Source organism: Clostridium kluyveri (assembly GCF_001902295.1).
Taxonomy (GTDB): Bacteria; Bacillota; Clostridia; order Clostridiales; family Clostridiaceae; genus Clostridium_B; species Clostridium_B kluyveri_B.
In genome coordinates this window covers 166283-191855 of the sequence record NZ_CP018335.1, presented here as the reverse complement: position 1 = coordinate 191855, position 25573 = coordinate 166283, and the positions used below count along the sequence as shown (strand labels likewise).

At 32.8% G+C, this 25573-nt stretch carries 24 protein-coding genes and 7 tRNA genes; 9 read left to right on the top strand and 22 right to left on the bottom strand.

All coding sequences use genetic code 11. The annotated features are described in order from the left end of the window. Nucleotides 1-3: 3 nt before the first annotated feature. From fabZ to BS101_RS01120, 10 genes are read right to left on the bottom strand one after another with little or no spacing between them, the layout of a single operon-like run. Entirely contained in the window at nt 4-456 is a 453-nt protein-coding gene (gene fabZ / locus BS101_RS01165) for a 3-hydroxyacyl-ACP dehydratase FabZ (protein ID WP_073537175.1), read from the bottom strand. Nucleotides 457-475: 19 nt separating this feature from the next. After that, nucleotides 476-988: an acetyl-CoA carboxylase biotin carboxyl carrier protein gene (gene accB / locus BS101_RS01160; RefSeq protein WP_073537174.1), complete on the bottom strand. Its 513-nt coding sequence runs from the start codon at nt 986-988 to the stop codon at nt 476-478. 1 nt (nt 989) lies between these two features. Then, complete coding sequence (gene fabF, locus BS101_RS01155) at nt 990-2228, bottom strand: beta-ketoacyl-ACP synthase II (protein WP_073537173.1); 1239 nt, start codon at nt 2226-2228, stop codon at nt 990-992. A gap of 24 nt (nt 2229-2252) precedes the next feature. Next, nucleotides 2253-2999: a 3-oxoacyl-[acyl-carrier-protein] reductase gene (gene fabG, locus BS101_RS01150; protein WP_073537172.1), complete on the bottom strand. Its 747-nt coding sequence runs from the start codon at nt 2997-2999 to the stop codon at nt 2253-2255. A 10-nt stretch (nt 3000-3009) separates the two neighbouring features. After that, nucleotides 3010-3948, bottom strand: coding sequence for an ACP S-malonyltransferase (gene fabD, locus BS101_RS01145; RefSeq protein WP_073537171.1), 939 nt, complete (start codon nt 3946-3948; stop codon nt 3010-3012). A 15-nt stretch (nt 3949-3963) separates the two neighbouring features. Next, nucleotides 3964-4908: an enoyl-[acyl-carrier-protein] reductase FabK gene (gene fabK / locus BS101_RS01140; protein WP_073537170.1), complete on the bottom strand. Its 945-nt coding sequence runs from the start codon at nt 4906-4908 to the stop codon at nt 3964-3966. Nucleotides 4909-4920: 12 nt separating this feature from the next. Then, a complete protein-coding gene (locus BS101_RS01135) occupies nt 4921-5148 on the bottom strand; it encodes an acyl carrier protein (protein WP_073537169.1) in 228 nt (75 codons plus the stop codon). A 24-nt stretch (nt 5149-5172) separates the two neighbouring features. Continuing rightward, entirely contained in the window at nt 5173-6144 is a 972-nt protein-coding gene (locus BS101_RS01130) for a beta-ketoacyl-ACP synthase III (RefSeq protein ID WP_073537168.1), read from the bottom strand. After that, nucleotides 6137-6613 (bottom strand): MarR family winged helix-turn-helix transcriptional regulator, encoded by a 477-nt coding sequence (locus BS101_RS01125; RefSeq protein ID WP_073537167.1) that lies wholly within the window; start codon nt 6611-6613, stop codon nt 6137-6139. Before BS101_RS01125 ends, BS101_RS01130 begins: the two co-directional genes overlap by 8 nt. A gap of 41 nt (nt 6614-6654) precedes the next feature. Beyond that, entirely contained in the window at nt 6655-7719 is a 1065-nt protein-coding gene (locus BS101_RS01120) for an NAD(P)H-dependent flavin oxidoreductase (protein ID WP_073537166.1), read from the bottom strand. A gap of 214 nt (nt 7720-7933) precedes the next feature. Between BS101_RS01120 and BS101_RS01115 the strand changes: the two genes are divergently transcribed. After that, a complete protein-coding gene (locus BS101_RS01115) occupies nt 7934-8926 on the top strand; it encodes a DnaD domain protein (protein ID WP_073537165.1) in 993 nt (330 codons plus the stop codon). Continuing rightward, nucleotides 8919-9905 carry an ATP-binding protein gene (locus tag BS101_RS01110; protein ID WP_073537164.1) on the top strand — a complete coding sequence of 329 codons (987 nt, stop codon included), beginning with the start codon at nt 8919-8921 and terminating at the stop codon, nt 9903-9905. Before BS101_RS01115 ends, BS101_RS01110 begins: the two co-directional genes overlap by 8 nt. 41 nt (nt 9906-9946) lie before the next feature. On the opposite strand, the gene BS101_RS01105 is transcribed toward BS101_RS01110, so the two are convergent. The 8 genes from BS101_RS01105 to BS101_RS01070 form a co-directional block, all read right to left on the bottom strand. Next, nucleotides 9947-10022 (bottom strand) — tRNA-Thr (locus tag BS101_RS01105). Nucleotides 10023-10026: 4 nt separating this feature from the next. Beyond that, nucleotides 10027-10103 (bottom strand) — tRNA-Asp (locus BS101_RS01100). A gap of 21 nt (nt 10104-10124) precedes the next feature. Beyond that, nucleotides 10125-10200 (bottom strand) — tRNA-Val (locus BS101_RS01095). Between the two features lie 9 nt (nt 10201-10209). Further along, nucleotides 10210-10284: transfer RNA gene (locus BS101_RS01090), tRNA-Glu, on the bottom strand. 105 nt (nt 10285-10389) lie between these two features. Next, nucleotides 10390-10466 (bottom strand) — tRNA-Asp (locus BS101_RS01085). Nucleotides 10467-10472: 6 nt separating this feature from the next. Next, nucleotides 10473-10548, bottom strand: a tRNA-Val gene (locus BS101_RS01080). Between the two features lie 9 nt (nt 10549-10557). Continuing rightward, nucleotides 10558-10632 (bottom strand) — tRNA-Glu (locus tag BS101_RS01075). Between the two features lie 206 nt (nt 10633-10838). Continuing rightward, a complete protein-coding gene (locus BS101_RS01070; RefSeq protein WP_073537163.1) occupies nt 10839-11210 on the bottom strand; it encodes a CoA-binding protein in 372 nt (123 codons plus the stop codon). Nucleotides 11211-11431: 221 nt separating this feature from the next. Here BS101_RS01070 and BS101_RS01065 point away from each other — a divergent pair, with 221 nt between their 5' ends. Continuing rightward, the gene (locus tag BS101_RS01065) at nt 11432-12814 is read left to right on the top strand and encodes a DDE-type integrase/transposase/recombinase (protein ID WP_207649431.1); all 1383 of its coding nucleotides are present in this window, start codon (nt 11432-11434) and stop codon (nt 12812-12814) included. 394 nt (nt 12815-13208) lie between these two features. Next, nucleotides 13209-14438, top strand: a complete 1230-nt coding sequence (locus tag BS101_RS01060; protein ID WP_073537161.1) for an NAD(P)/FAD-dependent oxidoreductase — start codon at nt 13209-13211, stop codon at nt 14436-14438. Between the two features lie 13 nt (nt 14439-14451). Here BS101_RS01060 and BS101_RS01055 read toward each other — a convergent pair whose 3' ends face one another. From BS101_RS01055 to BS101_RS01045, 3 genes are all read right to left on the bottom strand, one after another. Then, nucleotides 14452-15201 carry an acyl-[acyl-carrier-protein] thioesterase gene (locus BS101_RS01055; RefSeq protein WP_073537160.1) on the bottom strand — a complete coding sequence of 250 codons (750 nt, stop codon included), beginning with the start codon at nt 15199-15201 and terminating at the stop codon, nt 14452-14454. Nucleotides 15202-15330: 129 nt separating this feature from the next. Beyond that, nucleotides 15331-16617 (bottom strand): adenylosuccinate synthase, encoded by a 1287-nt coding sequence (locus BS101_RS01050; RefSeq protein ID WP_073537159.1) that lies wholly within the window; start codon nt 16615-16617, stop codon nt 15331-15333. A gap of 75 nt (nt 16618-16692) precedes the next feature. Then, nucleotides 16693-18096 (bottom strand): NAD(P)/FAD-dependent oxidoreductase, encoded by a 1404-nt coding sequence (locus BS101_RS01045; protein WP_073537158.1) that lies wholly within the window; start codon nt 18094-18096, stop codon nt 16693-16695. Nucleotides 18097-18554: 458 nt separating this feature from the next. On the opposite strand from BS101_RS01045, the gene BS101_RS01040 reads away from it, so the two are divergent. The 5 genes from BS101_RS01040 (at nt 18555) to BS101_RS01020 (ending at nt 24549) form a co-directional block, all read left to right on the top strand. Beyond that, on the top strand, nt 18555-19859 hold the full coding sequence (locus BS101_RS01040) for a M18 family aminopeptidase (RefSeq protein ID WP_073537157.1): 1305 nt from the start codon (nt 18555-18557) through the stop codon (nt 19857-19859). Between the two features lie 128 nt (nt 19860-19987). Beyond that, nucleotides 19988-20269: a metal-sensing transcriptional repressor gene (locus tag BS101_RS01035; RefSeq protein WP_073537156.1), complete on the top strand. Its 282-nt coding sequence runs from the start codon at nt 19988-19990 to the stop codon at nt 20267-20269. Between the two features lie 9 nt (nt 20270-20278). Continuing rightward, nucleotides 20279-22150, top strand: coding sequence for a heavy metal translocating P-type ATPase (locus BS101_RS01030; protein ID WP_073537155.1), 1872 nt, complete (start codon nt 20279-20281; stop codon nt 22148-22150). Nucleotides 22151-22413: 263 nt separating this feature from the next. After that, entirely contained in the window at nt 22414-24090 is a 1677-nt protein-coding gene (locus tag BS101_RS01025; protein ID WP_242951366.1) for an MFS transporter, read from the top strand. Nucleotides 24091-24114: 24 nt separating this feature from the next. Continuing rightward, complete coding sequence (locus BS101_RS01020; protein ID WP_073537153.1) at nt 24115-24549, top strand: MarR family winged helix-turn-helix transcriptional regulator; 435 nt, start codon at nt 24115-24117, stop codon at nt 24547-24549. A 214-nt stretch (nt 24550-24763) separates the two neighbouring features. Here the strand turns inward: BS101_RS01020 and BS101_RS01015 are convergent, their stop codons facing one another. After that, the gene (locus BS101_RS01015) at nt 24764-25555 is read right to left on the bottom strand and encodes a class I SAM-dependent methyltransferase (protein WP_073537152.1); all 792 of its coding nucleotides are present in this window, start codon (nt 25553-25555) and stop codon (nt 24764-24766) included. Nucleotides 25556-25573: the final 18 nt, after the last annotated feature.

Sequence of the window (25573 nt, the reverse complement as noted above, 5' to 3'; positions counted from 1 at the left end):
AATCTAATTTTTGTCTCCTATCATAAACATCAATTCTCCTTCAGCAGCTTTTTTTTCTCCTACATAAGCAGTTCCCTTGCCTATTCCTGCAGAACCCTTAATTTTTATTATTTCTACTTCTAATTTCAAAGTATCTCCGGGTACCACATTTCTTCTAAATTTTGCTTTATTTATGGCTCCAAAAAAAGCTATTTTGCCTTTAAATTCTTCCTGGCTCAAAATGGCCACAGCTCCTGCTTGAGCTAGTGCTTCTATTATAAGTACCCCTGGCATTACAGGCATTTCAGGAAAATGTCCTTGAAAAAAATATTCATTTGAAGTAACATTTTTATAAGCTACAACCTTTTTCCCAGGTTCTATATAACTTACCCTATCTATTAATAAAAAAGGATATCTATGAGGAATAATATTTTTTATATCCTGCACTCCAAAATCCACTTTAAATTGTTCTTCCATATGCGCTCTTCCCTTCTTTCTAATTACTAACTTTTATTTTGAAAATAAGCTGTCCATACTCTACCATCTGTTCATTTTTAGCCAGGATTTCTACTACTTCCCCTTCTACTTCACTTTGGATTTCATTCATAAGTTTCATAGCTTCTATTATGCAAAGCACATCTCCTTTTTTAACTTTAGAACCTACATTTACAAAAGGAGGTTTATCAGGACTAGGTGAACTATAAAAAGTACCTACTATAGGTGCTGTTATTTCTTTTATAGAATCGTCCTTTTCAGTAGCTATCTCACTTTCTGTGATTTCTGATTCATTAATTTTCTCTTCTTTTGTTCTTATTATTTTATCTTCACAATTTTGTGAAATAGAATTTAATTTTTCTTTATTTTCTCCCATAATATTTATATTTTTTATATTGCCTTCTTCCCCTTGTTTCTTCATTATTATAGATATTCCCTGCCAATTTATTTCTAAATATCCCAATTGTGAATTATCCATAGTTCTTATAATACCTTCAATTGCTTTAACATCCATATTAATCACTCCACTTTTTCAATAAGATTACTGCATTATGACCTCCAAATCCGAAGGAATTAGACATGGCATATTTAACCTCTGCATTTCTTCCCTCATTTGGAACATAATCAAGATCGCATTCCTCATCTGCCTCTCTATAGCCTATAGTAGGCGGAATATAATTATCTTTAATGGATTTAACACATACTATAGCCTCTATGGCTCCTGCAGCTCCTAAAAGATGTCCTGTCATAGATTTAGTTGAGCTTATAGGTATATCTTTTGCCTTATCACCAAATACTAATTTTATAGCTTTTGTTTCAGCCTTATCATTAGGGAGAGTACCTGTGCCGTGAGCATTTATATAAGAAATTTCCTCTTTATCAATTCCTGCCTCTTCTATTGCAATTTCCATAGCTCTTGCAGGCCCTTCTCCTTCAGGATCTAATGCTGTTATGTGATAAGCATCACAAGTTGAGCCATATCCTACTACCTCAGCATATATATTAGCATTTCTTTTCTTTGCATGTTCTAACGATTCAAGTATTACAATACCTGATCCTTCCCCCATAACAAATCCACCTCTTTCCTTATCAAAAGGAATAGATGCTCTTTTTGGATCATCACTTCTGCTAAGTGCTGTAAGAGATATAAATCCTGCTATGGAAAGAGGTGTTACAGATGCCTCTGTACCTCCTGCAATCATTACATCTGCTCTCCCGCCCTCAATCATTTTATAAGCTTCACCAATTGCATTTGTACCCGTAGCACAGGCTGTAACAACAGTAGTACATACTCCTTTAGCCCCGAACTTTATGGCAATATTTCCTGCTGCCATATTTCCTATAATCATAGGTATAAATATAGGACGTACCCTTCCAGGTCCTTTTTCCATAAGGGTAACATGTTCTTTCTCTATGGTACCTATTCCCCCAATTCCAGAACCTACTAAAACCCCAAATCTATATTTATCTAAGGTATCAAGATCAAGTCCTGAATCCTTTAAGGCTTCCTCTGCTGACACCATGGCAAATTGTGAGAATTTATCCAGCCTTCTAACTTCTCTTTTATCAAGAAATTTTTCAGGAATAAAATCTTTCACCTCTGCTGCTAACTTTGATTTAAAATTTTCTGTATCAAATGACTTAATAAAATCTATGCCACAAACACCATTTTTTACATTATTCCAAAAAGTATCCACATCATTTCCTAGAGGGGTAACTGCCCCAAGTCCTGTAATTACAACTCTCTTTTTCATATATTTCACCTAACCTTCAAAAATTTACATTACCATTCCACCATCTATATTTATTATTTGTCCTGTTAAATAATCCGCACTAGGAGAAGCTAAAAAAGCTATTACATTTGCTACATCATCAGCCGTTCCAAATCTTTTTAATGGTATGCCATTCAATGTGTTTTCCTTCACTTTTTCTGATAAGGTATCTGTCATATCTGTCTTTATAAATCCTGGTGCCACAGCATTTACATTTATCCCCCTTGATGCCAATTCTCTGGCCGTGGATTTTGTAACTCCTATTATTCCTGCCTTTGCCGCAGAGTAATTTACCTGACCTGCATTGCCTGCTATACCTACTACTGAAGATACATTTATTATTTTTCCACTTCGCTGTTTCACCATTATTGGACTTACATGTCTTATGCAATTAAATGTTCCTTTTAAATTTACATTTATAACCTGATCAAAATCTTCTTCTTTCATTCTAAGTATTAATCCATCTTTAGTTATGCCTGCATTATTTACCAATACATCTATCCTTCCAAAAGCACTAACTGCCTCTTTTATGATATTTTTTGCATCTTCAAATATACTTACATCTCCACAAACAGCAATAGCTTTACTTCCTCTTTTCTCAACCTCATTTATTAATTCATCTATAAGATTCGAGCTGCTTCTATAGTTTACTACTATATAAAATCCCTGTTCTGCCAATTTAAGTGAAATAGCCTTTCCAATTCCCCTGGCTCCTCCTGTAATTAAAGCCACTTTTTTATTTAAATTATCCATTGCATTTCTCCTATCTATTTCTTAATTTTTCCACAGTACTATTTAGGCTTTTTATATCCTGAACATTTAAAGCACGTACCTTTCTATTTACTTTCTTTACAAATCCACTTAATACTCTTCCAGGGCCTATCTCTATAAAAGTATCTACTCCAAATTCTATCATAGTATTTATACTTTTTTCAAAAAGTACTGTACTCATAACCTGTCTCTTGAGATAAGGCCTTATATAATCAACCTTTTCAATTATTTCTCCGGTGACATTTGTTACAACTGGCATAGAAAACTGATTTATAGATATATTCTTTAATTCTTCTTCTAGCTTTTCCGAAGCAGATTTTAGCATAGATGTATGAAAAGGGCCACTAACAATAAGCTCTACTACCTTGCGTGCACCCTTATCTTTAGCTGCACTACAAGCAGCTTTCACTGCTTCTACTTCTCCACCGATTACAACTTGACCTGGACAATTAATATTTGAAAGTTCTACTGTTCCCAAGTAACTGCAGTCATTACATATTTTTTCCACATCCAAATAATTTAATCCCATAATTGCAGCCATAGTGCCTTTACCTTCTGGGACTGCTTCTTGCATATATTTTCCCCTTTTTTTTACTAAAACTACAGCTTCCTCAAATTTCATAACACCGCTATATACAAGTGACGAATATTCTCCGAGACTTAACCCTGCAGTGATATCAGCCTTAATATCAAAACTTTCTAAAGCTTTCAACGCTGCTATGCTAGTTGTTAAAATTGCCGGTTGTGTATTTTCAGTCCTATTCAAATCTTCTTCCGGTCCTTTAAAACATATATTACTTATGGAAACTCCTAATTCATTATCTGCCTGTTGAAATATCTCTTTACATACGTTTATATTTTCAAAGAGATCTTCTCCCATACCTAGATACTGTGCTCCCTGGCCCGGAAATAAAAATGCTATTTTGCCCATGTTTACCTCCAAATACTATTTTTCAAACATATTGTTTATCTTCTCAATACTATTTTTGCATTCCTTAAATATTTCTTCTATTATTTCACTACAACTTTGCTCTTTATTTACAAGTCCTACTATCTGTCCTGCCATAACAGAACCATTTTCTACATCCCCATCTACTACAGCCTTTGCAAGAGCTCCTTTTCCCAATTCTTCATATTGTTCAAGAGATGCCCCTTGCTTTTCCAGCAATTGAAATTTTCTAGTAAGTTTATTTCTCAAAACACGTACAGGATGACCTGTAGCTCTTCCTGTAACTTGAGTATCTATATCCTTCGATCTTAATACCTTATCTTTATAGCTTTTTGGAACTGTACACTCTCTTGCAACTAAAAATCTGGTTCCAAGTTGTATACCCTCTGCTCCAAGCATAAAAGCTGCTGCTGCTCCTCTCCCGTCACCTATACCTCCTGCTGCAATTATAGGAATACTTACAGCATCTACTACCTGAGGAACTAATGCCATGGTTGTGAGTTCTCCTATATGTCCTCCTGATTCACATCCCTCTGCAATAACAGCATCTACTCCCGCTCTTTCCATTCTTTTGGCTAATGCCACAGATGCAACCACAGGTATAACCTTTATATTGTACCTTTTCCACATGTCTATGTATTTTCCTGGATTACCTGCCCCTGTAGTAACAAATTTTATCTCTTCTTCACATGCCATTTTAGCCACAGCCTCAGCGGTTTCTGAAAGTAACATTATGTTCACACCAAAAGGTTTATCCGTAAGTTCCTTAGCCTTGCGTATCTCATTTCTTACCCACTCAAGAGGTGCATTCCCTGTAATTATCCCAACTCCTCCTGCATTAGATACTGCAGCTGCTAAAGAACTATCTGCAATACGGGCCATTCCTCCCTGGATAATTGGATATTTTATTCCCATCATATTGGAAAATACAGTATTAATCATAAACTAGACCTCCTATTTTATATTAATTTTTTCTTCTACAATCTTTACTGCATCTTGAACAGTTTTTATTGATTCCGCATCTTCTATTTGAACATCAAATTCCTCTTCTATATCAATTATTATTTGAAATAATTCTAAAGAATCTACTTTAAGCTCTTTAAAAGAAGTATTTTCTTCTATATCCTTTTCATCTAAATTAAGCTGTTCTACTATAATCTTCTTTATCCTATTAAAAATCATTTTTACCCTCCAGAATACCGATCATTAAATTACATTAATCAATAATCCTCCGTAGGTTAATCCTCCTCCAAAACCTATAATAAGAACTTTATCTCCCTTTTCTACCAAATTCTTTTTATATACCTCATCCAGAGCTATTCCTACACTAGCTGCAGATGTATTTCCATATAGGTCTAGATTAATATAGAATTTATCTATATCTACCTTTAATATTTTAGCAGCACATTCTATTATTCTATAATTAGCTTGATGAGGAATTATATATTTAATTTCTTCTAAGGTAACCTCCTGTTCCTTAAGTAACATTTTCACAGACTTTACTAAAATCTTTACTGCAAATTTAAATATAGCTTTACCATCCATAGTTACCACACTTTTTTGAAAATCTGATGTAGTACAGGGATTATTTACCGGAACTGCAGGACAGGTTAAGGCATCTCCTTGAAATCCATCAGATCCTGTATACATAGAAAGTATACTCTCCTCTTCTCCTATTTGTAAAATAGCAGCAGCGGCCCCATCTCCAAACAAAATACAGGTACTTCTATCCTGCCAGTTAAGTATCTTAGAAAGAGTTTCAGCTCCTATTGCAAGTACCACTTTAAATCTTCCTGAACGTATAAACTGTGTTCCAATATCTAATCCATATATAAGTCCAGAACAGGCTGCAGATATATCAAAACAAGTAGCATTAACAGCTTTAATATTTTTTTGTACTATACATGCTGTAGAAGGTATAAAATTATCCGGTGTAATGGTCGCAACCACTATAAGATCAATATCTTCTGCCTTTATATTTGCACTTTTCATAGCATTTATAGCTGCTTTTGTAGCCATTTCTGAAGTGTTTTCTCCCTGTGATATTCTCCTTTGTCTTATTCCTGTTCTACATCTTATCCATTCATCATTGGTATCCACTATTAAAGACAGATCATTATTATCTAAAATTTTAGGTGGAACGTAACTTCCTAAACCTGCAATTTTCACTTTATTCATTGTTATTCTCCTTTGGTTTAATTTTAAGATTATATTTTGATTTAAAAAAATTATTAAGTTTTTCTAATGATTTAATTAAAATCCTTTCATCTTCTTCTGTAAATCCTTTCACAGCTTCTTTAACCATATCAGAATGAAACTTATGATGTACTCTAAACGCAAGTTTGCCTTTTTTAGTTAACTGTACATATACAATTCTTCTATCCTCCTCACTGCGTCTTCTTAGGGCATATTCCTTCTTTACCAATTGATCTACAGCTTTAGTCAAGGTACCTAACGTTATATCTAACTGACAAGCAACTTCAGTCATTTTTCTGGTCTTATACATACCTATAGCTTCTATGGTATGTATTTCTGTAATAGATAAATCATTAAATGCTGCATATTGAAGGGCTTTTTGTTCTATTTCTAAAATGTCATTAAAAATGTCCACCAATAATTCATTTATGACATTTATACTTTTATTCACTAAATCACCACTTTAAATAAATAATGTATTTCAACATATATTTAGCACTTTTCTGCTTCCTCTACAAGTTCCTTTATAAGCTCTTTAACTTTTACAATTTTATTTACCCTATACCCATTACTTCCTATAAATACAAGTCCATCCTCAACATTTCCTTTAACTGAATTTATTAAAGCTTTAGATATACAGTACGGTGTTTTAGACGGATTGCACTTTTTTAGGCAATTATAACATTTATCAGGAGTAATTATATCAGTGGTTTCAGTTTGCTTTATGAATTTATTTCTTATAGCCCTTCCTGGAAGTCCTACAGGGCTTTTTATTATACTTATATCCTCTTTTTTTACATCTATGTAGGCATTTTTAAAATTTATATGTGCATCACATTCTTCAGTGGCTACAAAACGAGTTCCCATCTGAACCCCGTTTGCCCCTAGTTTTAAAAATTTTACAATATCACATCCTGTATATATGCCTCCAGCAGCTATAACTGGAACATTATCTCCATTTTCAAAGCCTCTTACTACCTTAATAACTTCTACAACTATATCTTCCAGTAATTCTTTACCTTCTTGAAGTTGCTTTAGATGAAATCCAAGGTGTCCCCCTGCCTCAGGCCCTTCTACTACAACTGCATCTGGCATTCTGGAGTATTTTTTAAGCCAATTTCTAATTATAATAGATGCAGCCTTTCCAGAAGAAACTATAGGTACTATTTTTATGGAACTTCCCTGGACCAGTTTAGGTAAATTAAGAGGCAACCCAGCTCCCGATATTATTATATCTGCTTTTTCTTCCACACAGGTTTTTACCATTGCATCATACTGCTCTATAGCTACCATTATATTTACACCAATTATACCCTTTGGGCTTAATTCTCTAGCTTTTCTTATTTGTTTTGTTAAAGCTCTAATATTTGCTTCTTTAGAATTAGTTTCAAAATCTAATTCCTTATAACCTATTTGAACAGTAGAGATTACACCTATTCCACCTTCATTTGCTACTGCCTGCGCTAAATTATATCCAGAAATACCCACACCCATGCCACCTTGAATAATAGGTATATTAGCCTTTAAATCTCCTATAATCAATGAAGGTAATCTCATTTAACTCTCTCCTTTTTTAATTTTTGATTATCAAATATTTTGATAATCAAAGTATATATTAAAAACTTTTAACTGTCCAGTATGTTAAAATCTTCCGTAAATTTATCACACTTGTAACCCTTTTACTACATTATACTTTTTGTATTTAGTCTGATATAATAATTTAGTAATACAGCTTTTAAAACCTTATTTAATAAAGGCAGGTAAATAGAATATGAGTACATATATGTTTAAGACTAAAGAAAGTAACTATACTCCTGTAAGCAATATATTCATAGATAAATACATGACTAAGGCCCGTGGAGAATTTGTAAAGGTATATCTTCTTGGATTAAAATATTGCAAATCAGGAGAGATAGGAGTAAACTCTCAAATAATAGCAAATACTTTGCATCTTTTGGAAACGGATGTATTAAATGCATGGAATTATTGGAATGAAGAGAATGTAATAAAATTAGTTCCTATAGATAATATGGGAAATTACAATATAGAATTTTTAGATTTATATAATGATGATATAGAAATTGAAAAAGAAAGTAATATAAATTTATTGGAGGAACTAAATAATCATTCTGTAAAAGACATGTTAGAAGATATAGAAAAATCTATGGGAAGACCATTATCTTCAAAAGAAATGATGATGTATATAAGTTGGCTAAATGATCTAAATTTTTCTCCTGAAATAATACTCTTATTAGTGCAATATTGCACTTTAAAAGGGAAGACTAATATAAGGTATATAGAAAAAACCGCCCTATCCTGGTTCGATGCTAAAATAAAGAATGTAGATGATGCTCAAGCCTTTATAAAAAAACATGAGGATAAATGGATAAGCATAAGAAAAATTCTGAATTACCTTGGCATAAAAGATGCAGAAATAATGAAGCCTCAAGAAGAATTGCTTTCTAAATGGATAGAAAGCTATAACTTTTCTATAGACATTATATACAAAGCATGCGATATATGCTTTCAAAGAATAAATAAAGCAGACTTTAAATATATTGATGGTATACTTGCAAGTTGGTATAGAGATAATATAAAAACCACTAAAGATATAAGAAAAAAAGATATGAAAAAAAATACATCTACTAATTATAAAAACTTAAGAAATAACTCAAATCAGGGATCCTTTAATAATTTTAAACAGAGAAACTATGATTTTGAAGATTTAGAAAAGAAACTATTAGGATGGGATAGAAATGATTAAAAGCTATCACTCAAACATAACAAAAATTTATGAAAACATAAGGCAGAAGAATGAACAAACTTTAAACCTGAGAAAAGAAGAAATCAGAAAAACTGTTCCTGAAATATTGGATATTGAAAGTGAAATAGGTAAACTTTGTATAAAATTATCAATAAATATATTAAACAATGTAAAATATAAGGATAAATATTTGAAGGAACTTAAAGAAAAAATTAAAAATCTGAGAAAAAAAAAGGCTCAACTTATGCTGGCCAATAATTATCCTGTAAATTATCTAGATATGATTTATAAATGTAATAAATGTAAAGATACTGGTTTTATAGGCACTAAAAAATGTTTATGCTATAAACAGAAGTTAATTAAATTATATTATAACAATTCCGATTTGATGAATATACTAAGTAAAAACAATTTTGATAGTTTTAATTTTCACTTATATTCCCCTTTAAAAAATGAAGGAGAACCAACCAGCCCCAGAAAAAATATAGAAAAGATAGCTTCTACATCGTGGAAATACATAGAAAATTTTTCTTCTTCCAAAGAAAATTTATTATTTTATGGAAATCCAGGAACAGGAAAAACTTTTCTATCAAATTGCATAGCAAAAGAACTTTTAGATAGAGGATTTCTAGTAGTCTATAGGACTTCTGAAGCTTTAATTCAAGACTTAAAAAGCATAAGATTTAAGGAGAACAATAAATTAGAAGATCTTATAATAAATTGTGACTTATTAATAATAGATGATTTAGGTTCAGAACAGATAACGGATTTTTCTAAAACAGAATTATTTAATCTTATAAATAGGAAATTATTAAAACAGAATAAAATGCTTATATCTACTAATTGTGATTTGGAAGAACTTTTAAAATATTACTCAGAGAGAATTTCTTCCAGATTATTAGGTGAATTTACCTTATTTAAATTTTGGGGAGAGGATATAAGAATACGTAAAAATATAAAAAGCAAAAACTTTAAATAGCAAAAAATACTAAACCCCATGATATTGTATCATGGGGTTCTTGGTGCTGGCAGTAGGCTTCGAACCCACGACCTACTGATTACAAGTCAGTTGCTCTACCAGCTGAGCTATGCCAGCAAAATGGCGACTCAGAAGGGGATCGAACCCTCGACCTCCGGCGTGACAGGCCGGCACTCTAACCATCTGAGCTACTGAGCCCTATACGTAATATATGGTACATGGTGGGCACAACAGGGATCGAACCTGTGACCCCCTGCTTGTAAGGCAGGTGCTCTCCCAGCTGAGCTATGCGCCCATATAATAATGGTGACCCCTAGGAGAATCGAACTCCTGTTACCACCGTGAAAGGGTGGTGTCTTAACCGCTTGACCAAGGGGCCTAGAACAAATTTAGTATTTTAACTTAAACTAAGTAACTCTCTCATGTTAGAGTAGACTTCCCAATTTAAGCTAAAGGCCTATCAACAAATAAATGTTGCAAGGCATGGCGACTCAGAAGGGGATCGAACCCTCGACCTCCGGCGTGACAGGCCGGCACTCTAACCATCTGAGCTACTGAGCCTTATGTTGGTGGGCACAACAGGGATCGAACCTGTGACCCCCTGCTTGTAAGGCAGGTGCTCTCCCAGCTGAGCTATGCGCCCATGTAATAATGGTGACCCCTAGGAGAATCGAACTCCTGTTACCACCGTGAAAGGGTGGTGTCTTAACCGCTTGACCAAGGGGCCTTTACTTATGCATCAAACCTATCCAGCGGCCTGACATAGTCTATAATACAAAATATTCTCTGAAGTGTCAACACTTTTTTTTATATTCTTAAATATCTTTTTCTATATTTCTACTAAAGTCCTTACATCTCAACACTTTACGCTAATTTGAAAATTATATAAGTTTTTAGTTATACTGAATTAAAATTAAGATTTTGGCTTATACTCTATCTCCGAGAAAGTTCAACAAGTGCACATCCCTCTACAAAATTTATTCCATTATTATTACAAAAGTTGAATATTTCATCACTTTCTGCACCAGGTTGTATTAATATTTTATCTATTCCCAACTTATTGGCTTCCTTAACTATGTTTATTCCAAGTACAGGGTTTATGCATAGATCTAATACATCTATGCTAAAAGGTACCTCTGCCAAGGATTTATAGGCACCCTCTTCGGCACTTTTAGGGTTTACCCCAGCTACATTAAATCCATCATCTTTCAAACAATTTAATATTCTAAAAGCATATTTTTTGTTATTGGCTACACTACCCACTACCACCCAATTTTTATAATTCAAGAACTCAGAAGCTGCCATAAATATCCCTCCCTTTTCTATTAGGTATTGTCAAAAATTTTAATATAATTTCTGACGTAACCCTTTTATTTTCAACAATTTTATATAAATAACTTGCTCCCCCCAAACTTTTAGGGTAAATTAGTGATTTGCAAAGTCATAATTTCCAGCAAAGAAGAAAGGAGCAAGCTACAAGCATGATTAACGAGTTTCTTGTTAAATACATTATTTACCTACACAATATGATTAACCTATTATTTATTCTTTTAGTTGGCAAACCCATGTTTACCCCTGCCTCTGACGAACCAGTAAAAAAGGAATATAGAAAGCTTCAGGTAGACAAAATACCTATATTTGAAATACCTGAAAAGCTTGATTATAAAGTTCTTCTACATAACTATTTTGAAAGTCACAAGAAAGAACTTACACCTGTTAAGCCACGTAAGAATAAAACTATCATTCCTAAAGAAGTTAAGTGTCCTAAATGTGGTGCTCCCCACCAGTATCTTTACGATAATAATGGTGGCAGAGGTCAATACCTTTGTAAGGTATGCAACACAGTATTTAACCCTAAAAATTATTTTCAAAAGTCCGTTATTTTAAAATGTCCTTACTGTGGTAAAACACTTGAAAAAATCAAAACTCGCAAGGACTTTTATGTGCATAAATGTAAGAATGATGAGTGTGATTTTTATAAAACCAATTTAGCTTCAATGACTAAAAAAGAAAGAGAAGACTTTAAAAATAACCCTCACAACTATAAAGTTAGATATATAACTAGGGAATTTACTTTTGACTATAAGCCTTTTAGCAGTAAAAGCCCTGTTAAATCTAAAATTAGTCTGCCTAAAATAATGGTTTCGTCTCATACTTTAGGATTAATTATGTCTTACTACGTAAACTACCATATGTCTTCAAGACAGACGGCTTCAATAATGAGGGATATTCACGGTATTAAAATATCTCATCAAACAGTTTTAAACTACGCTGATGCTGTATCCCATGTGGTAAAGCCCTTTGTTGATAACTACAATTATGAGTTATCTAATTCTTTTTGTGGTGATGAAACATACATAAAAGTTAACGGTAAATGGCAGTATATCTTCTTTTTCTTTGACTCTGTTAAGAAAATTATTCTTTCTTATAGAGTTTCACCAAATAGAGATACTCTTTCAGCAGTTAAAGCTTTAGACGACGTTTTATCAAAGCTTAAGGATATACCTAAAAAACTAAATTTCATTGTTGATGGTAATCCAATCTACTTGTTGGCACAACATTTTTTCGCAAGCGAAGACATTAACTTCGATATTACTCAAGTCATAGGTCTTACAAACAATGATGACGTTTCAAAGGAATACAGACCTTTAAAACAGATAATTGAACGTCTTAATAGAACCTTTAAAGGCAGTTATAGGACAACCTGTGGTTTTAATAGTTCAGATGGTTCTATAGCATTTGTAACATTATTTGCTGCATATTTTAATTTTCTAAGAACTCATTCAACACTTAATCATAAGGTTCCAGTTCAAATACCTGTACTTCAAAGTCTTCAAACCATGCCAGCTCGTTGGTGTAAGCTTGTTGAACTAGCTCAAGACTATTGTATATCACAGGCTACCTCCTAAGATTTTATATCTATTTAGCTGAGCCCTAAAGCAGCTGTTGCCGTCAGCGAACCCTTGACAAACCGAATTAGACAAATTTTAAAATTGGTTTTCAGAGGGCTTTTTGTCATGTCTTTATATCTTTTCCCTTCGCCCTCTTCAAGGTAAAACAAAATTTGGATAATGTTTGTCAAGGGCAACTGCGGTTATTTGTAACAAACTTACATTTATGGGTGCCCTAAAAATTTATTATTTTATAGTTTTTCATAAACTTTTTACACTACCTTCTATTAATTATAGTATATACAAATTTAAAGTAAATATATAATTTTTAGTCACAAACTATATTAAAAAAAATATAAGTGAGTTAAAATATTTATGTAGTACATTCATTTTAACTTAGGGAGGTATGTTTTTGTTTCATGAGATAATGGTAATTGGCGCTGGTGCTTCTGGCATAATGGCTTCAATCACTGTAAAAGACAATGGAAAAGATGTTGGAATCTTAGAGTCGAAAAAAAGAATTGGTCAAAAATTATTATCCACCGGAAATGGAAGGTGCAATATAACTAATGAGAATATAAATTACTCTAGGTATCACAGTAAAAACCCTGATTTTTTTAAAGATACCTTAGATAATTTTACTTTAAATGATACAGTTACATTTTTTAATTCTTTAGGATTACCTCTTACAACTTTAGAAAAAGGGAAGATGTATCCACTTTCACTTCAGGCATCCTCCGTACTAGACATACTAAAAATGTCCCTTGAAGATAGAGATATTCCTATTTACTTAAATTCAAAAGTCAAAGACATTGTATATACAAAGAAATATTTTAGAATATTTTGTGAAGATAAAATATATGAATGCAGAAAAATTATTTTATGCACTGGAGGTAAATCTGCTCCGGATACCGGTTCTGATGGTTCTGGTCTTAATATATGTAAAAAATTAGGTCATAATATAATTTCTCCTATCCCTGCACTGGTACAGCTAAAACTGCATTACACCCGCTTAAAAGCCCTGTCAGGAGTAAAATTTAATGGCAATGTGAATTTACTTGTAGATAACAAAATAAAAGAACAGGATGAAGGTGAATTACTATTTACCGACTATGGAATATCAGGTCCCCCTATATTGAATATAAGCGGCACAGCCTCTTATAATTTGTTTAATAAAAGGTTAGTTGAATTAGAAATTGATATGCTTCCACAGTTTAGTAAAAAAGAGTTAATAGAATTTCTGGAAAATCATTGGGGAATTTTTAATTACAGAAGTATACATAATTCTTTAATAGGAATAATAAATAAAAAAATGATACCTATACTTTTAAATGAAGCTTCAGTAAAAAATATCCATAAACCCTGTAATGAATTAACCTGGATAGAAAAAAACAACATATATAAATTAATTAAATCTTGGAAATTCGAAGTATACGACACCAATTCCTTTAAAAACTCACAGGTCACTTCCGGTGGTATTGACGTATGCGAAATAAATCCAAAAACTCTAGAATCTAAAAAGATAAAAAACTTATATTTTGCCGGTGAAATATTAGATGTACATGGAGATTGTGGTGGTTTCAATCTGCAATGGGCCTGGAGCTCTGGATTTACGGCAGGAAAAAGTGCTGCTGAAAAATAATTCATTAGCACTTTTACTTTTTTTGCAAAACAGCCTCTATGGCAGACAGCCTTTTGCCTTCTTTATCTACAATTTCATGTAAAGATATGTAACCTTCATCTTGTTTATTCAATTCAGTGTATATTGTTATGTTTTCACCATATCTGGCTTCTTTTTCATAGGTTATATTTAAATTTTCTATGGAGTAGTTAAGTACTATGTCCAGAGGAATGGTTTCTATCATCCAATCCACATACTTAACATTATTAACATGTCTATTGGTATCTATATCACTATACCTTACTTCAAAGCTTTTCTCTATAGAAAATTTTTCTGGAAGCTTTATTTTTTTTATATCCATTAAGCCCTTATTTTTTTCACTTATACCATACATCTTATACATATCCTGTGTTATTCTAATTATTTTACGTCTACTAACATCTATCAAAATCCAGAGAGAATTTGCGTAAGCTACAACATTGCCCTCTTTATCTATAACATGGAAAGTTCTATAAGCATAAAACTTTTTAAAAGAACAAGCCTTGGTTCTTATAGTAATTTTTTCACCATAATAGGGACTTTTATTTATATGTATATTCCATTTATAAAGAACCCATGCAATGCCTTTTTCTTTTAGATATTTAAGACTTCCTCCTATAGCCTCAGAATGCTTTGTAGCCACATCCCCAAAATAATTTATAAGACTTGTAACAAGTAATCTTCCCTTAAAATCTATTTCATGATATTGAACTTCATATTCCTTTTCAAAAGTTGATTTATCCAATATTCTCCCTCCTATAATTTACTATAAACTTATTTTATAACATAATTTTTATTTTTTCCATAGAATAAAAATTTCACCTTTAAATAAGTTCTATTAATTTTAGAAGTTTATTTAAAGGTGAAATTGAAATTACATATTATTCAAATTTATTGTTTGCTCTCTTCCTGGTCCTACAGAAACTATAGATATTTTAGTATTAGTAAACTCTTCTATTTTATTTAAATATATTTTAGCATTTTCCGGAAGTTCATCATATGTCTTAGCATTTTCAATATCTTTATCCCATCCATCAAATTCTTCATATACAGGCTCACACTTGGCTAAATCCTGCAAACTAGCGGGTACATAATCTATAATTTTTCCATTAAATTTATATCCTGTACATACCTTTACCTTTTCAAGTCCCCCTAAAGTATCTATTTTAGTAATAGCAAAATTAGTAAGTCCTGAAACTCTACTGCTGGTTTTAAGTATCACAAGGTCCAGCCATCCGCATCTTCTAGCTCTTCCTGTAGTAACTCCATATTCACGTCCACTTTTTCTGATCCAACCTCCAGTATCATCAAAAAGTTCTGTTGGGAAAGGTCCTTTTCCTACTCTTGTGGTATAGGCTTTTGCAACACCTATGGCACCTGTTATAAGTGTGGGTCCTATTCCTGCACCTATACATACTCCCCCTGCAATGGTACTTGAGGAAGTAACATAGGGATAAGTTCCATAATCTATATCCAATAAAGTACCTTGAGCCCCTTCAAATAATACCTTTTTGTTACTCTTAATGCTATTATACACCTCTACAGAGATATCCTTAACATAAGGTGCCAATTTCTTTCTATATTCAATATATTGATCATATATTGAATCAAAATCCAAAGCATTTTCCCCGTAAACTTTTGTTATTATATCATTTTTAATCTTTAGATTTTCTTTTAAATTTTCTTTAAAAACATCCTGGTTTATAAGATCACAAACCCTTATACCACTTCTCTCCATTTTATCTGTATAACAAGGGCCAATTCCCTTTCCAGTGGTACCTATATCTTTTTTCCCTCTGGATCTTTCTTTTATCCCATCCAATATCTTATGATAAGGCATAATAAGCTGAGCTCTGTCACTTATCATCAAATTGTCAGGCTGAATATCTACCCCCGCTTTTTCCAAATAATCTATTTCCTGAAATAATGCTTCTGGGTCAAGCACTACTCCATTTCCTATTACATTTACTTTATCTTTATAAAGTATCCCAGAGGGTATAATATGAAGTTTATATTCCTTATCCCCTACCCTAACTGTGTGACCTGCATTATTACCACCTTGGAATCTGACAACTACATCTACATCTTTTGCAAGATAATCGGTCATTTTACCCTTTCCTTCGTCGCCCCATTGGGAACCTAAAACAATAAATGCTGACATGAGAACTTCCTCCCCTTTTTTACATATCATGAAACTTACAATTAATACAATTTCAACTTTAAAATAATATTTAAACTATTTATGTGCTATATCTCTTGCAACTACTACACCAGTTACAGAAGCCTGCATAAGACCTCTTGTAATACCAGCCCCATCTCCTATAGCATATAAATTTCTTATAGCTGTTTCAAATTTATCATTAGTTTCAAATTTACTTGAATAAAACTTAACTTCCACACCATAAAGTAATGTATTTTTACTGTAAAGCCCCGGTGCAATATTATTAAAAGCCTTTAATGCTTCAACTATAGAAGTTAAACACCTCTGAGGCAATACAAAACTTAAATCCCCTGGTACTGCTGATTTAAGAGTTGGTATAGTAGTAGATTTTTTAATTCTTGAATAATCAGTTCTTCTACCATTTAATAAATCTCCCAATCTTTGAACCATTATACCATCCCCAGTTAGCATATTACCAAGCTTTGCAATATACTTACCATAAGTTATAGGTTGGTCGAAAGGTTCTGTAAAAGAAGTAGAAACAAGCATGGCAAAATTCGTATTTTCAGTTCTCAGTTCCTTTTCCGAGTAGCTGTGCCCATTTACAACTGCTATAGTTCCATCATAATGTTCTTCAGATACAACTCCTCCTGGATTCATACAAAAAGTTCTGACTTTATTATCGAAAGTATCCGAATAGTAAACAAGTTTTGCCTCATATAAATCTTTAGTTAAATGATCCATTATAGAATTAGGTACCTCTACTCTTACGCCTATATCCACAGCATTATTTTTAGTTTTTAAATTTAACTTTTTAGATTGAATTGAAAACCATTCCGCTCCACCCCTGCCTGGTGCAACTATTACATATTTTGCTGAAATCTTTTTTTGTCCCTGTTTATTTTTAACCAGAACTCCTGCAGCTGCATCATCTTCTACTAATATATCTTCTACTTCTGTAAGTTCACTAAATTCTGTATTTGTATCCTTTAAAATATAATGATACATTTTCTTCAATACCTCATAAGCTAATTCCGTTCCTAAATGTCTTACAGGACATTCTATAAGACGAATATTATATTTACTTGCTTCGTATTTTATTTTATCTATTTTTTCATTGTTTAATCCATACACAGTTTTATTAGCACCAAAATTCAAATATATATCATCACAATATTTTATTAATTCCATGCACTCATCTTCTGAAAAATACTCTAATAATCTTCCTCCCACTTCCGGGCTTAAAGAAAGTTTTCCATCCGAAAAAGCTCCCGCTCCTGACCAGCCGGAAGTAATACCACAAGGACTACAATTTATACATTTTCCATTTACTCTTGCAGGACATTTTCTTTTTTCTATACTTCTACCTTTATCAATTATAAGTACGCTTAAGTTCTTATTTAGCTTTGTGATTTCCAGTGCAGCAAATATTCCAGCAGGACCTGCTCCAATTATCACAACATCATATTTTTCCTTCAAGTAGCATCCCTCCTACAACATGGTATCAAAATTGAATGTTACAGTCAATAAACAATACGAATATTTTTCACAAATTTTCTATCAAAATTCGTGAAATGCTGGTAAAAACCTTCTCTTTTAATTTAAAAAGTTCCCATATAAAAAAAATAAGTACCAGCTAATTTGCCAGCACTTATTTTTAATAAGGGAGATCTATACTATTTTAAATTTCTGATAAATTCTATATTAATGTAATTATTTTATATAATTATTGTGACAATTTTATGTCATATATATTAAATAGTTATTTACTTTTTTAATATTTTATAAATAATATTTTAACTATATATTATCTCCCATTTTAAATAAGATAGAAGTATCAGCTAATTTCATAGTTGGGATAAAAAACTTTATATTGAATATTTTTAAATTGGATAATAGAATATAAATTAAATATAGAAATTATTTTAGGAGGAATTATGAAGAATTACGAAATTGAAGAAGCAAAAGAGCTTATAAATTATATCTATGAAAGCCCTACAGCGTTTCATGCAGTGAAAAATGCTGTAAACTTACTTAAAAGATCAGGATTTATTGAAATTAAAGAGGAGAATTCATGGAATTTAAAAAAAGGCGAAAAATATTTTATAACCAAAAATGATTCTGCACTTATTGCTTTTACAGTGGGAAATGGAGAAATAGAGAAAGATGGATTTAGGATAATAGGAGCTCATACTGACTCTCCTTGCTTTAAAATAAAACCCAATGCAGATATAAATGTAGAAAATAACTATATAAAAATAAACACAGAAGTATATGGCGGCCCTATATTAAATACATGGATGGATAGACCCCTTGCCATGGCAGGTAGGATTGTATTAAAAAGCAAAGATCCTTTTTATCCACACACAGAGTTAATAAATATAGCTGAACCCCTTATGATAATACCAAATCTAGCCATACACATGAATAGGGATGTGAACTCAGGTATTAAATTGAGTAAACAAAAACATATGCTTCCTCTTTTGACCCTTGTAAATAACAATTCTAAAAATAAACATTGTCTCATTGAAATTATATGCGAAGAATTATCTATAGCTAAAGAAGATATTCTGGATTTTGACTTGTTTTTGTACGAATTTGGCAAAGGAACTATAATGGGAGCTAATAGAGAATTTATATCTTCTGGTAGATTGGACGATTTGAGTATGGTATATTCAGGCATAAAATCCATTTCAGATACTAAAGTTAAAAACAATACAAATGTAATGGTATGCTTTGACAACGAAGAAGTTGGGAGTACCACAAAGCAAGGCGCAAATTCTCCTATGTTGTTATCTTTATTGGAAAGGATAGCCTTTAACTTAGGTAAAAATAAAGATCAATTCTATAGATCCATATCAAAATCCTTTATGATATCCTGTGATCTTGGGCACGCACTCCATCCAAACTATATAGAAAAATCAGATCCTGCAAATAGACCTATTATAAATAAAGGACCCATTATAAAAATAAGTGCCAGCCAAAGTTATACTACCGACGGTGTATCTGGTGCTATATATAAAAGCATATGTGACAGGGCTAACATTCCAGTGCAAATATTTGTGAACCATTCAGACGAAAGAGGAGGTTCAACTATAGGACCTATTTCCTCCAGCCACATTAATATGACATGTGTAGACATGGGAATTCCTATATTATCTATGCATTCTATAAGAGAATTGGCAGGTGTAAAGGATTATGTATATGCAATGAATTCCTTCAAAACATTTTATAATTTTTAATTTGACTTAACCTTTTGTTTTCATACTTTTAGGATTGAATTTCACAAAAGGAAATATTGACAGAAATAAAATGTCTTGCTATAATTTCAATATCCCCCATGGGGGGATGTTGAAAGGAGAGATAAGATATTCCAGAAGAAAAAAAACATAAACACGAAAATACCAAAATAGTTATAAATCGTTTATCACGTGCCATAGGACATCTCGAATCAGTAAAAAAAATGGTACAGGATGAACGGGACTGCAGTGAAATATTAATTCAGGTGGCAGCTGTAAAATCTGCAGTTAACAATATTGGCAAACTCATTTTACAAGATCACTTAAACCACTGCATTACAGAGGCAATAAATACCGGTGATAAATCTGAACTTGAAAAATTTTCTGATGCTATCGGAAAATTCATGAAATGAGGTATAACAATGAATATTCTCAAACAAATTTATGATTCCTTATCCCGATTGCCAATGATCATTATAGCAGGGTTATTTTTAATTCTAAGTATTTTAAATATCTTTTTTCATATATTTCCCGTGGATCCTGCCTGGATAACCATACTTATCTGCGGAACACCACTTGTAGTTTTAGCATTACAACGGATTATTACCCAATTTTTTATAAGTTCCGCTTTGCTTATCTCAATTGCCATGTTTGCATCCATATATATCGGTGAGATCTTTGCAGCAGGTGAAGTTGTTTTTATTATGGCCATTGGTGCCTGGCTTGAAGATAGGACCGTTGAAAAAGCAAAAAAAGGGATTGAGGGTCTTTTAAGACTAATTCCAGACAAAGCCAAAAAAATAAAAAAATCAGATAACAATTCTCTTGCAGAAGAAATTGTAGACGTATCCGATCTGAGAATTGGAGATGTGATTCGCATACTACCTGGTGAAATTATTGTTGCCGATGGAGAAATCATTTCAGGAGAAACCTCCGTTAATCAATCAATTTTAACTGGAGAATCACTTCCTGTTGACAAATTTGTGGGAGATGTTGTATTTACAGGAACTCTAAATTGCTTTGGCTCTATTGATGTAGCTGTAACAAAAACCCTTCAGAATTCTTCCCTAAAAAAAATGGTATTACTTGCTAAGGAAGCTGAGAACAAACAAGCTCCCATGCAAAAAATTGTGGACAAATGGGCTCAATGGCTGGTTCCCATAGCTTGCCTTATAGCTATTGTAGGATATTTTATTACTAAAGATCTTACCAAGGCAGTAACGGTATTAGTGGTTTTTTGCCCTTGCGCATTAGCACTGGCTACGCCAGTTTCTATTGTGGCTGCTATTGGACAAGCAACTAAATTTGGTGTAGTTATAAAATCTGGAGAAGCTTTAGAAAAAATGGGCACGGTATCTGTAGTAGCTTTTGATAAAACAGGTACTTTAACAAAAGGAATACTTGAGGTAAGCGATATTATATTATTTAATATAGAAGAAAATAAATTATTATCCCTTGCTGCATCCTGTGAAAGCCATTCTGAACATCCCATAGGAAAGGCCATTACATCTTATGTCCGTGAAAAAAAAATACCAACTCATAAAGTTTCAAATTTTGTAATGTCTATAGGTAAAGGGGTGCATGGAATCATACAAGAAGAACCCATACTTTGTGGAAATGAAAAACTGCTTGAAGACTTTCATGTTTCTTATGAAGATTCATTAAAACTTACACTTGATAAACTTTACAGTCAAGGAAAAGCTGTAGTAATTATTGCTAGAGATTATAAGGTAATAGGTCTTATTGCACTTTGTGATGTTCTTAAAGAAAATGTCAAAGAAGCAATATATTCTCTTTACTCTGCTGGTATACACCGTACCATACTTTTAACAGGAGATAATAAAAATGCAGCAGAGTATATCGCCAAAAAATCAGGTATTACAGAAGTAAATTCTTCTCTTCTTCCCGAAGATAAAGTTAGCATTATATCACAAATAGAAAATGAAGGTGATTACATATGTATGATTGGCGATGGAATCAATGATGCAGCTGCATTAAGGACAGCCTCTATAGGAATGGCAATGGGAACAATGGGCAGCGATATTGCCATTGATGCTGCCGATATTGCCCTTATGGGAGATGATATTGTTAAAACGGCTTATGTAAAACGATTATCCAATGCTACCATACATAATATCAAAGTCAACATTTCAATATCTATGGTAATTAATGCCATAGCCATTACACTATCTTTGCTAGGAATATTAAATCCTATTACAGGGGCATTAGTGCATAATGTTGGTTCCGTGTTAGTGGTAATGAATGCCGCTAGATTGTATGATAGAAAAGTTTAATTAAATTAGCATTAAAATCAAAATTTAAAATTGCATTTCAGCAAGTTCAACAAAATGTATTTTGGCTTATGGGAGAAGTTCAAGCATTATATTTCCATAAGCCAAAATGGTTGACTAGGCAACTATTTTTTGATATAATCTTTCATAAAAGATGAATTAAAAATAGATTATCCTTTACTTATCAAGGGTAATATTATTAATAATAATTAAATTTAAGAAAGGTAAAAAAAATGCTACAATTTATTACTGGACAAAACAAATCAATGAAACAAAAACATAATAAAAAACATTATAAATGGATTGCTCTTTCTAATACAACCCTTGGCGTACTTATGGCTTCATTAAATAATAATATAATTCTAATTTCACTTCCTGCGATCTTTCGAGGAATGAATGTGGATCCATTATCGGCAAATGGTACTTCATATATGCTGTGGATGCTGATGGGATTTACTGTGGTAACCGCCACATTACTGGTTTCCTTTGGTAGGATTTCGGATATCTATGGCCGTGTACGTCTGTACAATTTAGGTTTTGGGATTTTTACAGCGGCTTCCATTTTACTGTATCTAACTCCTGGGAACGGATCAAATGGCATCATTTTAATGATTTTGTTCAGACTTCTACAAGGAGTAGGAGCAGGATTTTTGTTTTCCAATAGCACTGCTATTCTTACTGATGCTTTTTCTTCTAAAGAGCGTGGTATGGCTATGGGACTCAACCAAATTGCCGGTATCGGGGGATCATTACTTGGTCTTGTTATCGGAGGAGTCCTTGCTGAAATTGACTGGCGCCTTGTTTTTCTTGTAAGTGTACCTGTTGGATTATTTGGAACCATATGGGCGTATATCAAACTCAAAGAACAGTCCGTACCAGATAAAACACAAAAGATTGACTGGTTAGGAAATAGTACATTCGCTGTTGGTCTAACTCTACTGTTGCTGGCACTAACTTATGGAATCATGCCGTATGGTTCATCCAAAATGGGCTGGGGCAATCCATTTGTGATTTTGGGAATAAGTTTAGGTTTATTACTACTTATTGTATTTGTCTTTATCGAACGAAAAGTCAAGATGCCCATGTTCCATCTGGAATTATTCAAAAATCGTGCATTTGCCTTTGGTAATTTAAGTCTGTTTATATCATCTATCGCACGAGGCGGTTTACAATTTATGCTAATTATTTGGTTACAGGGAATATGGCTTCCATTGCATGGCTACAGTTTTGAATCTACCCCATTGTGGGCGGGCATTTATATGCTGCCCATGATGATTGGCTTCTTTATAATGGGACCATTATGTGGAAAACTATCAGATCAATATGGTGCTCGATTTTTTGCCACAGGCGGGATGTTATTTTCAGTTCTTGGTTTTATCCTTTTGACGCTTTTACCAGCTAATTTTGGATACAACATTTTTATTGTAATTTTGTTAATCCTAGGCTGTGGTATGGGCATGTTTGCCGCACCAAATACCACTGCAATCATGAATTCCGTTCCTGCTTCTCAAAGAGGAGCTACCTCGGGAATGAGATCAACCTTTCAGAATACTGGAATGGCTTTAAGTATGACACTTTATTTTGCAATTATTATCCTTGGACTTGCACATAACTTACCCTCTATTTTATACAGTGGATTGATTAATGTTGGCGTTCCATCCACAATGGCACAGCAGATTTCCAATATGCCTCCTACATCAGCTTTGTTTGCAGCATTTCTAGGATATAATCCAATGGGAGCGCTCATTGATCAACAGACTCTTTCTACCATTCCAAGTGCTACTAAAACAATTATTTTGGGTAATCATTTTTTTCCATTAACTATAGCACCTGCGGTAATGTCGAGTTTACGCCTTGCATTTTATATTTCGGCTGCTATGTCTGCCATTGCTGCAGTTGCATCCTACATGCGCGGCAAGCAGTATGTGCATGACGAATCATGATACCTGTAAGAGAGGAGAATTAAAATGACACGTAACCAAAATTTCTTAAATCTTTGGATATCTATACTATACCGTTACCGTAAAAACTATATGAATAAAAAGTTGGAGGCATATGGTGGAGCAAGTGGTTCTTCTCTACTGATTTTATCGATTTACAAAAATGATGGAATTAGCCAAGAACAAATCTCGGATTTGTTGAAAGTGGATAAAGGTTCCATCGCAAGAGCAATAAAAAAACTAGAACAGGAAGATTATGTAAGACGCGAGGAAGATGTGACTGATAAAAGAGTCAATAAGGTCTATTTAACTCCAAAAGCATTGGCTCTTGTTCCTGAAATTCAATCTGCAATTGCAGATTGGAATAAACAAATCATGACAGGTATTCCAGTGGAATCACAAAAAATTTTCTTGAACTGCATAGAACAAATGGCAAAAAACGCATGTAATACATGTCTTTAAAATAAATTTATATGAATATTTTTAGACATCCAGAAATTCTTAAATCAAAGGGGTGGCAGCTTTAGGATAAAACTTATCATTATTTAATGAAAAACATTCACAGCTATTGCCACTCCCTGACAAACTTTCGGCAGAAAATACCATTGTATTTAAAAAGAAGGTAGGCAACACAATAACAGTCATAAATGTACACTAATAGTTACTAAAATACCATTTAAAATTTATTCAATGTAAAAACAGCAAGACGATCATTAAAATTTCGAATGATGGGAATGAAAGCAAACAGTTTGCCTCTGAAGGAGTGTTTTTTCATTTCACAATTAAAACTCTCTTCATAAACAAGTTTCAGACCATCACAGAGTTTTTCGACTTCTTTTCCCGATTTAACACCCCATTTAAATGTTGCATCTGTATTTTTGACTGTATCATGAAATTTGCTGCTTTTTGATGAAATAGCTGGCATAAGTTCTGCCAGTAATATGACGTCATTAAAATTGTTTTTTATAATTCGTAAAAGTTGCTTTACCTCTTCTTCTTTTAAATACATTAGCATTCCTTCTATAATGATAATAGTTTTATAACCTTTTTTTATTTCATCAGGCCATGAGGCATCTAATGCAGATTTTTCTATTAAATGCACTCTTTTATGCTCTGGGAAAAATTGTTTTCTAGCATAAATTACTTCAGGAAAGTCTAAATCATACCAAATTAATATTCCATTATCGACTCTTGAGAATCTTGAATCAAAACCACATCCAATAGAAATGCAAACGGATTTAGGGTATTTTTCCAAATAGTACTTAGCGGCATCATCAAAAAGAATGGTTCTTGCCACAACACCTTCGTGGCTCATAAATTTATCATATTTGGAAGTGTCCAAATTCAACTTTTCTATGATTTCCACAGCTTTTAAATCATGTATCCTTGCATTGGATCGTTTGGTTTCACTCGCCTTAATGGCAAGGGGTATTAACAGAGTTTCCTGCACACCGTTTAACGAAATCATTTTTTTTCCTCCTTATAT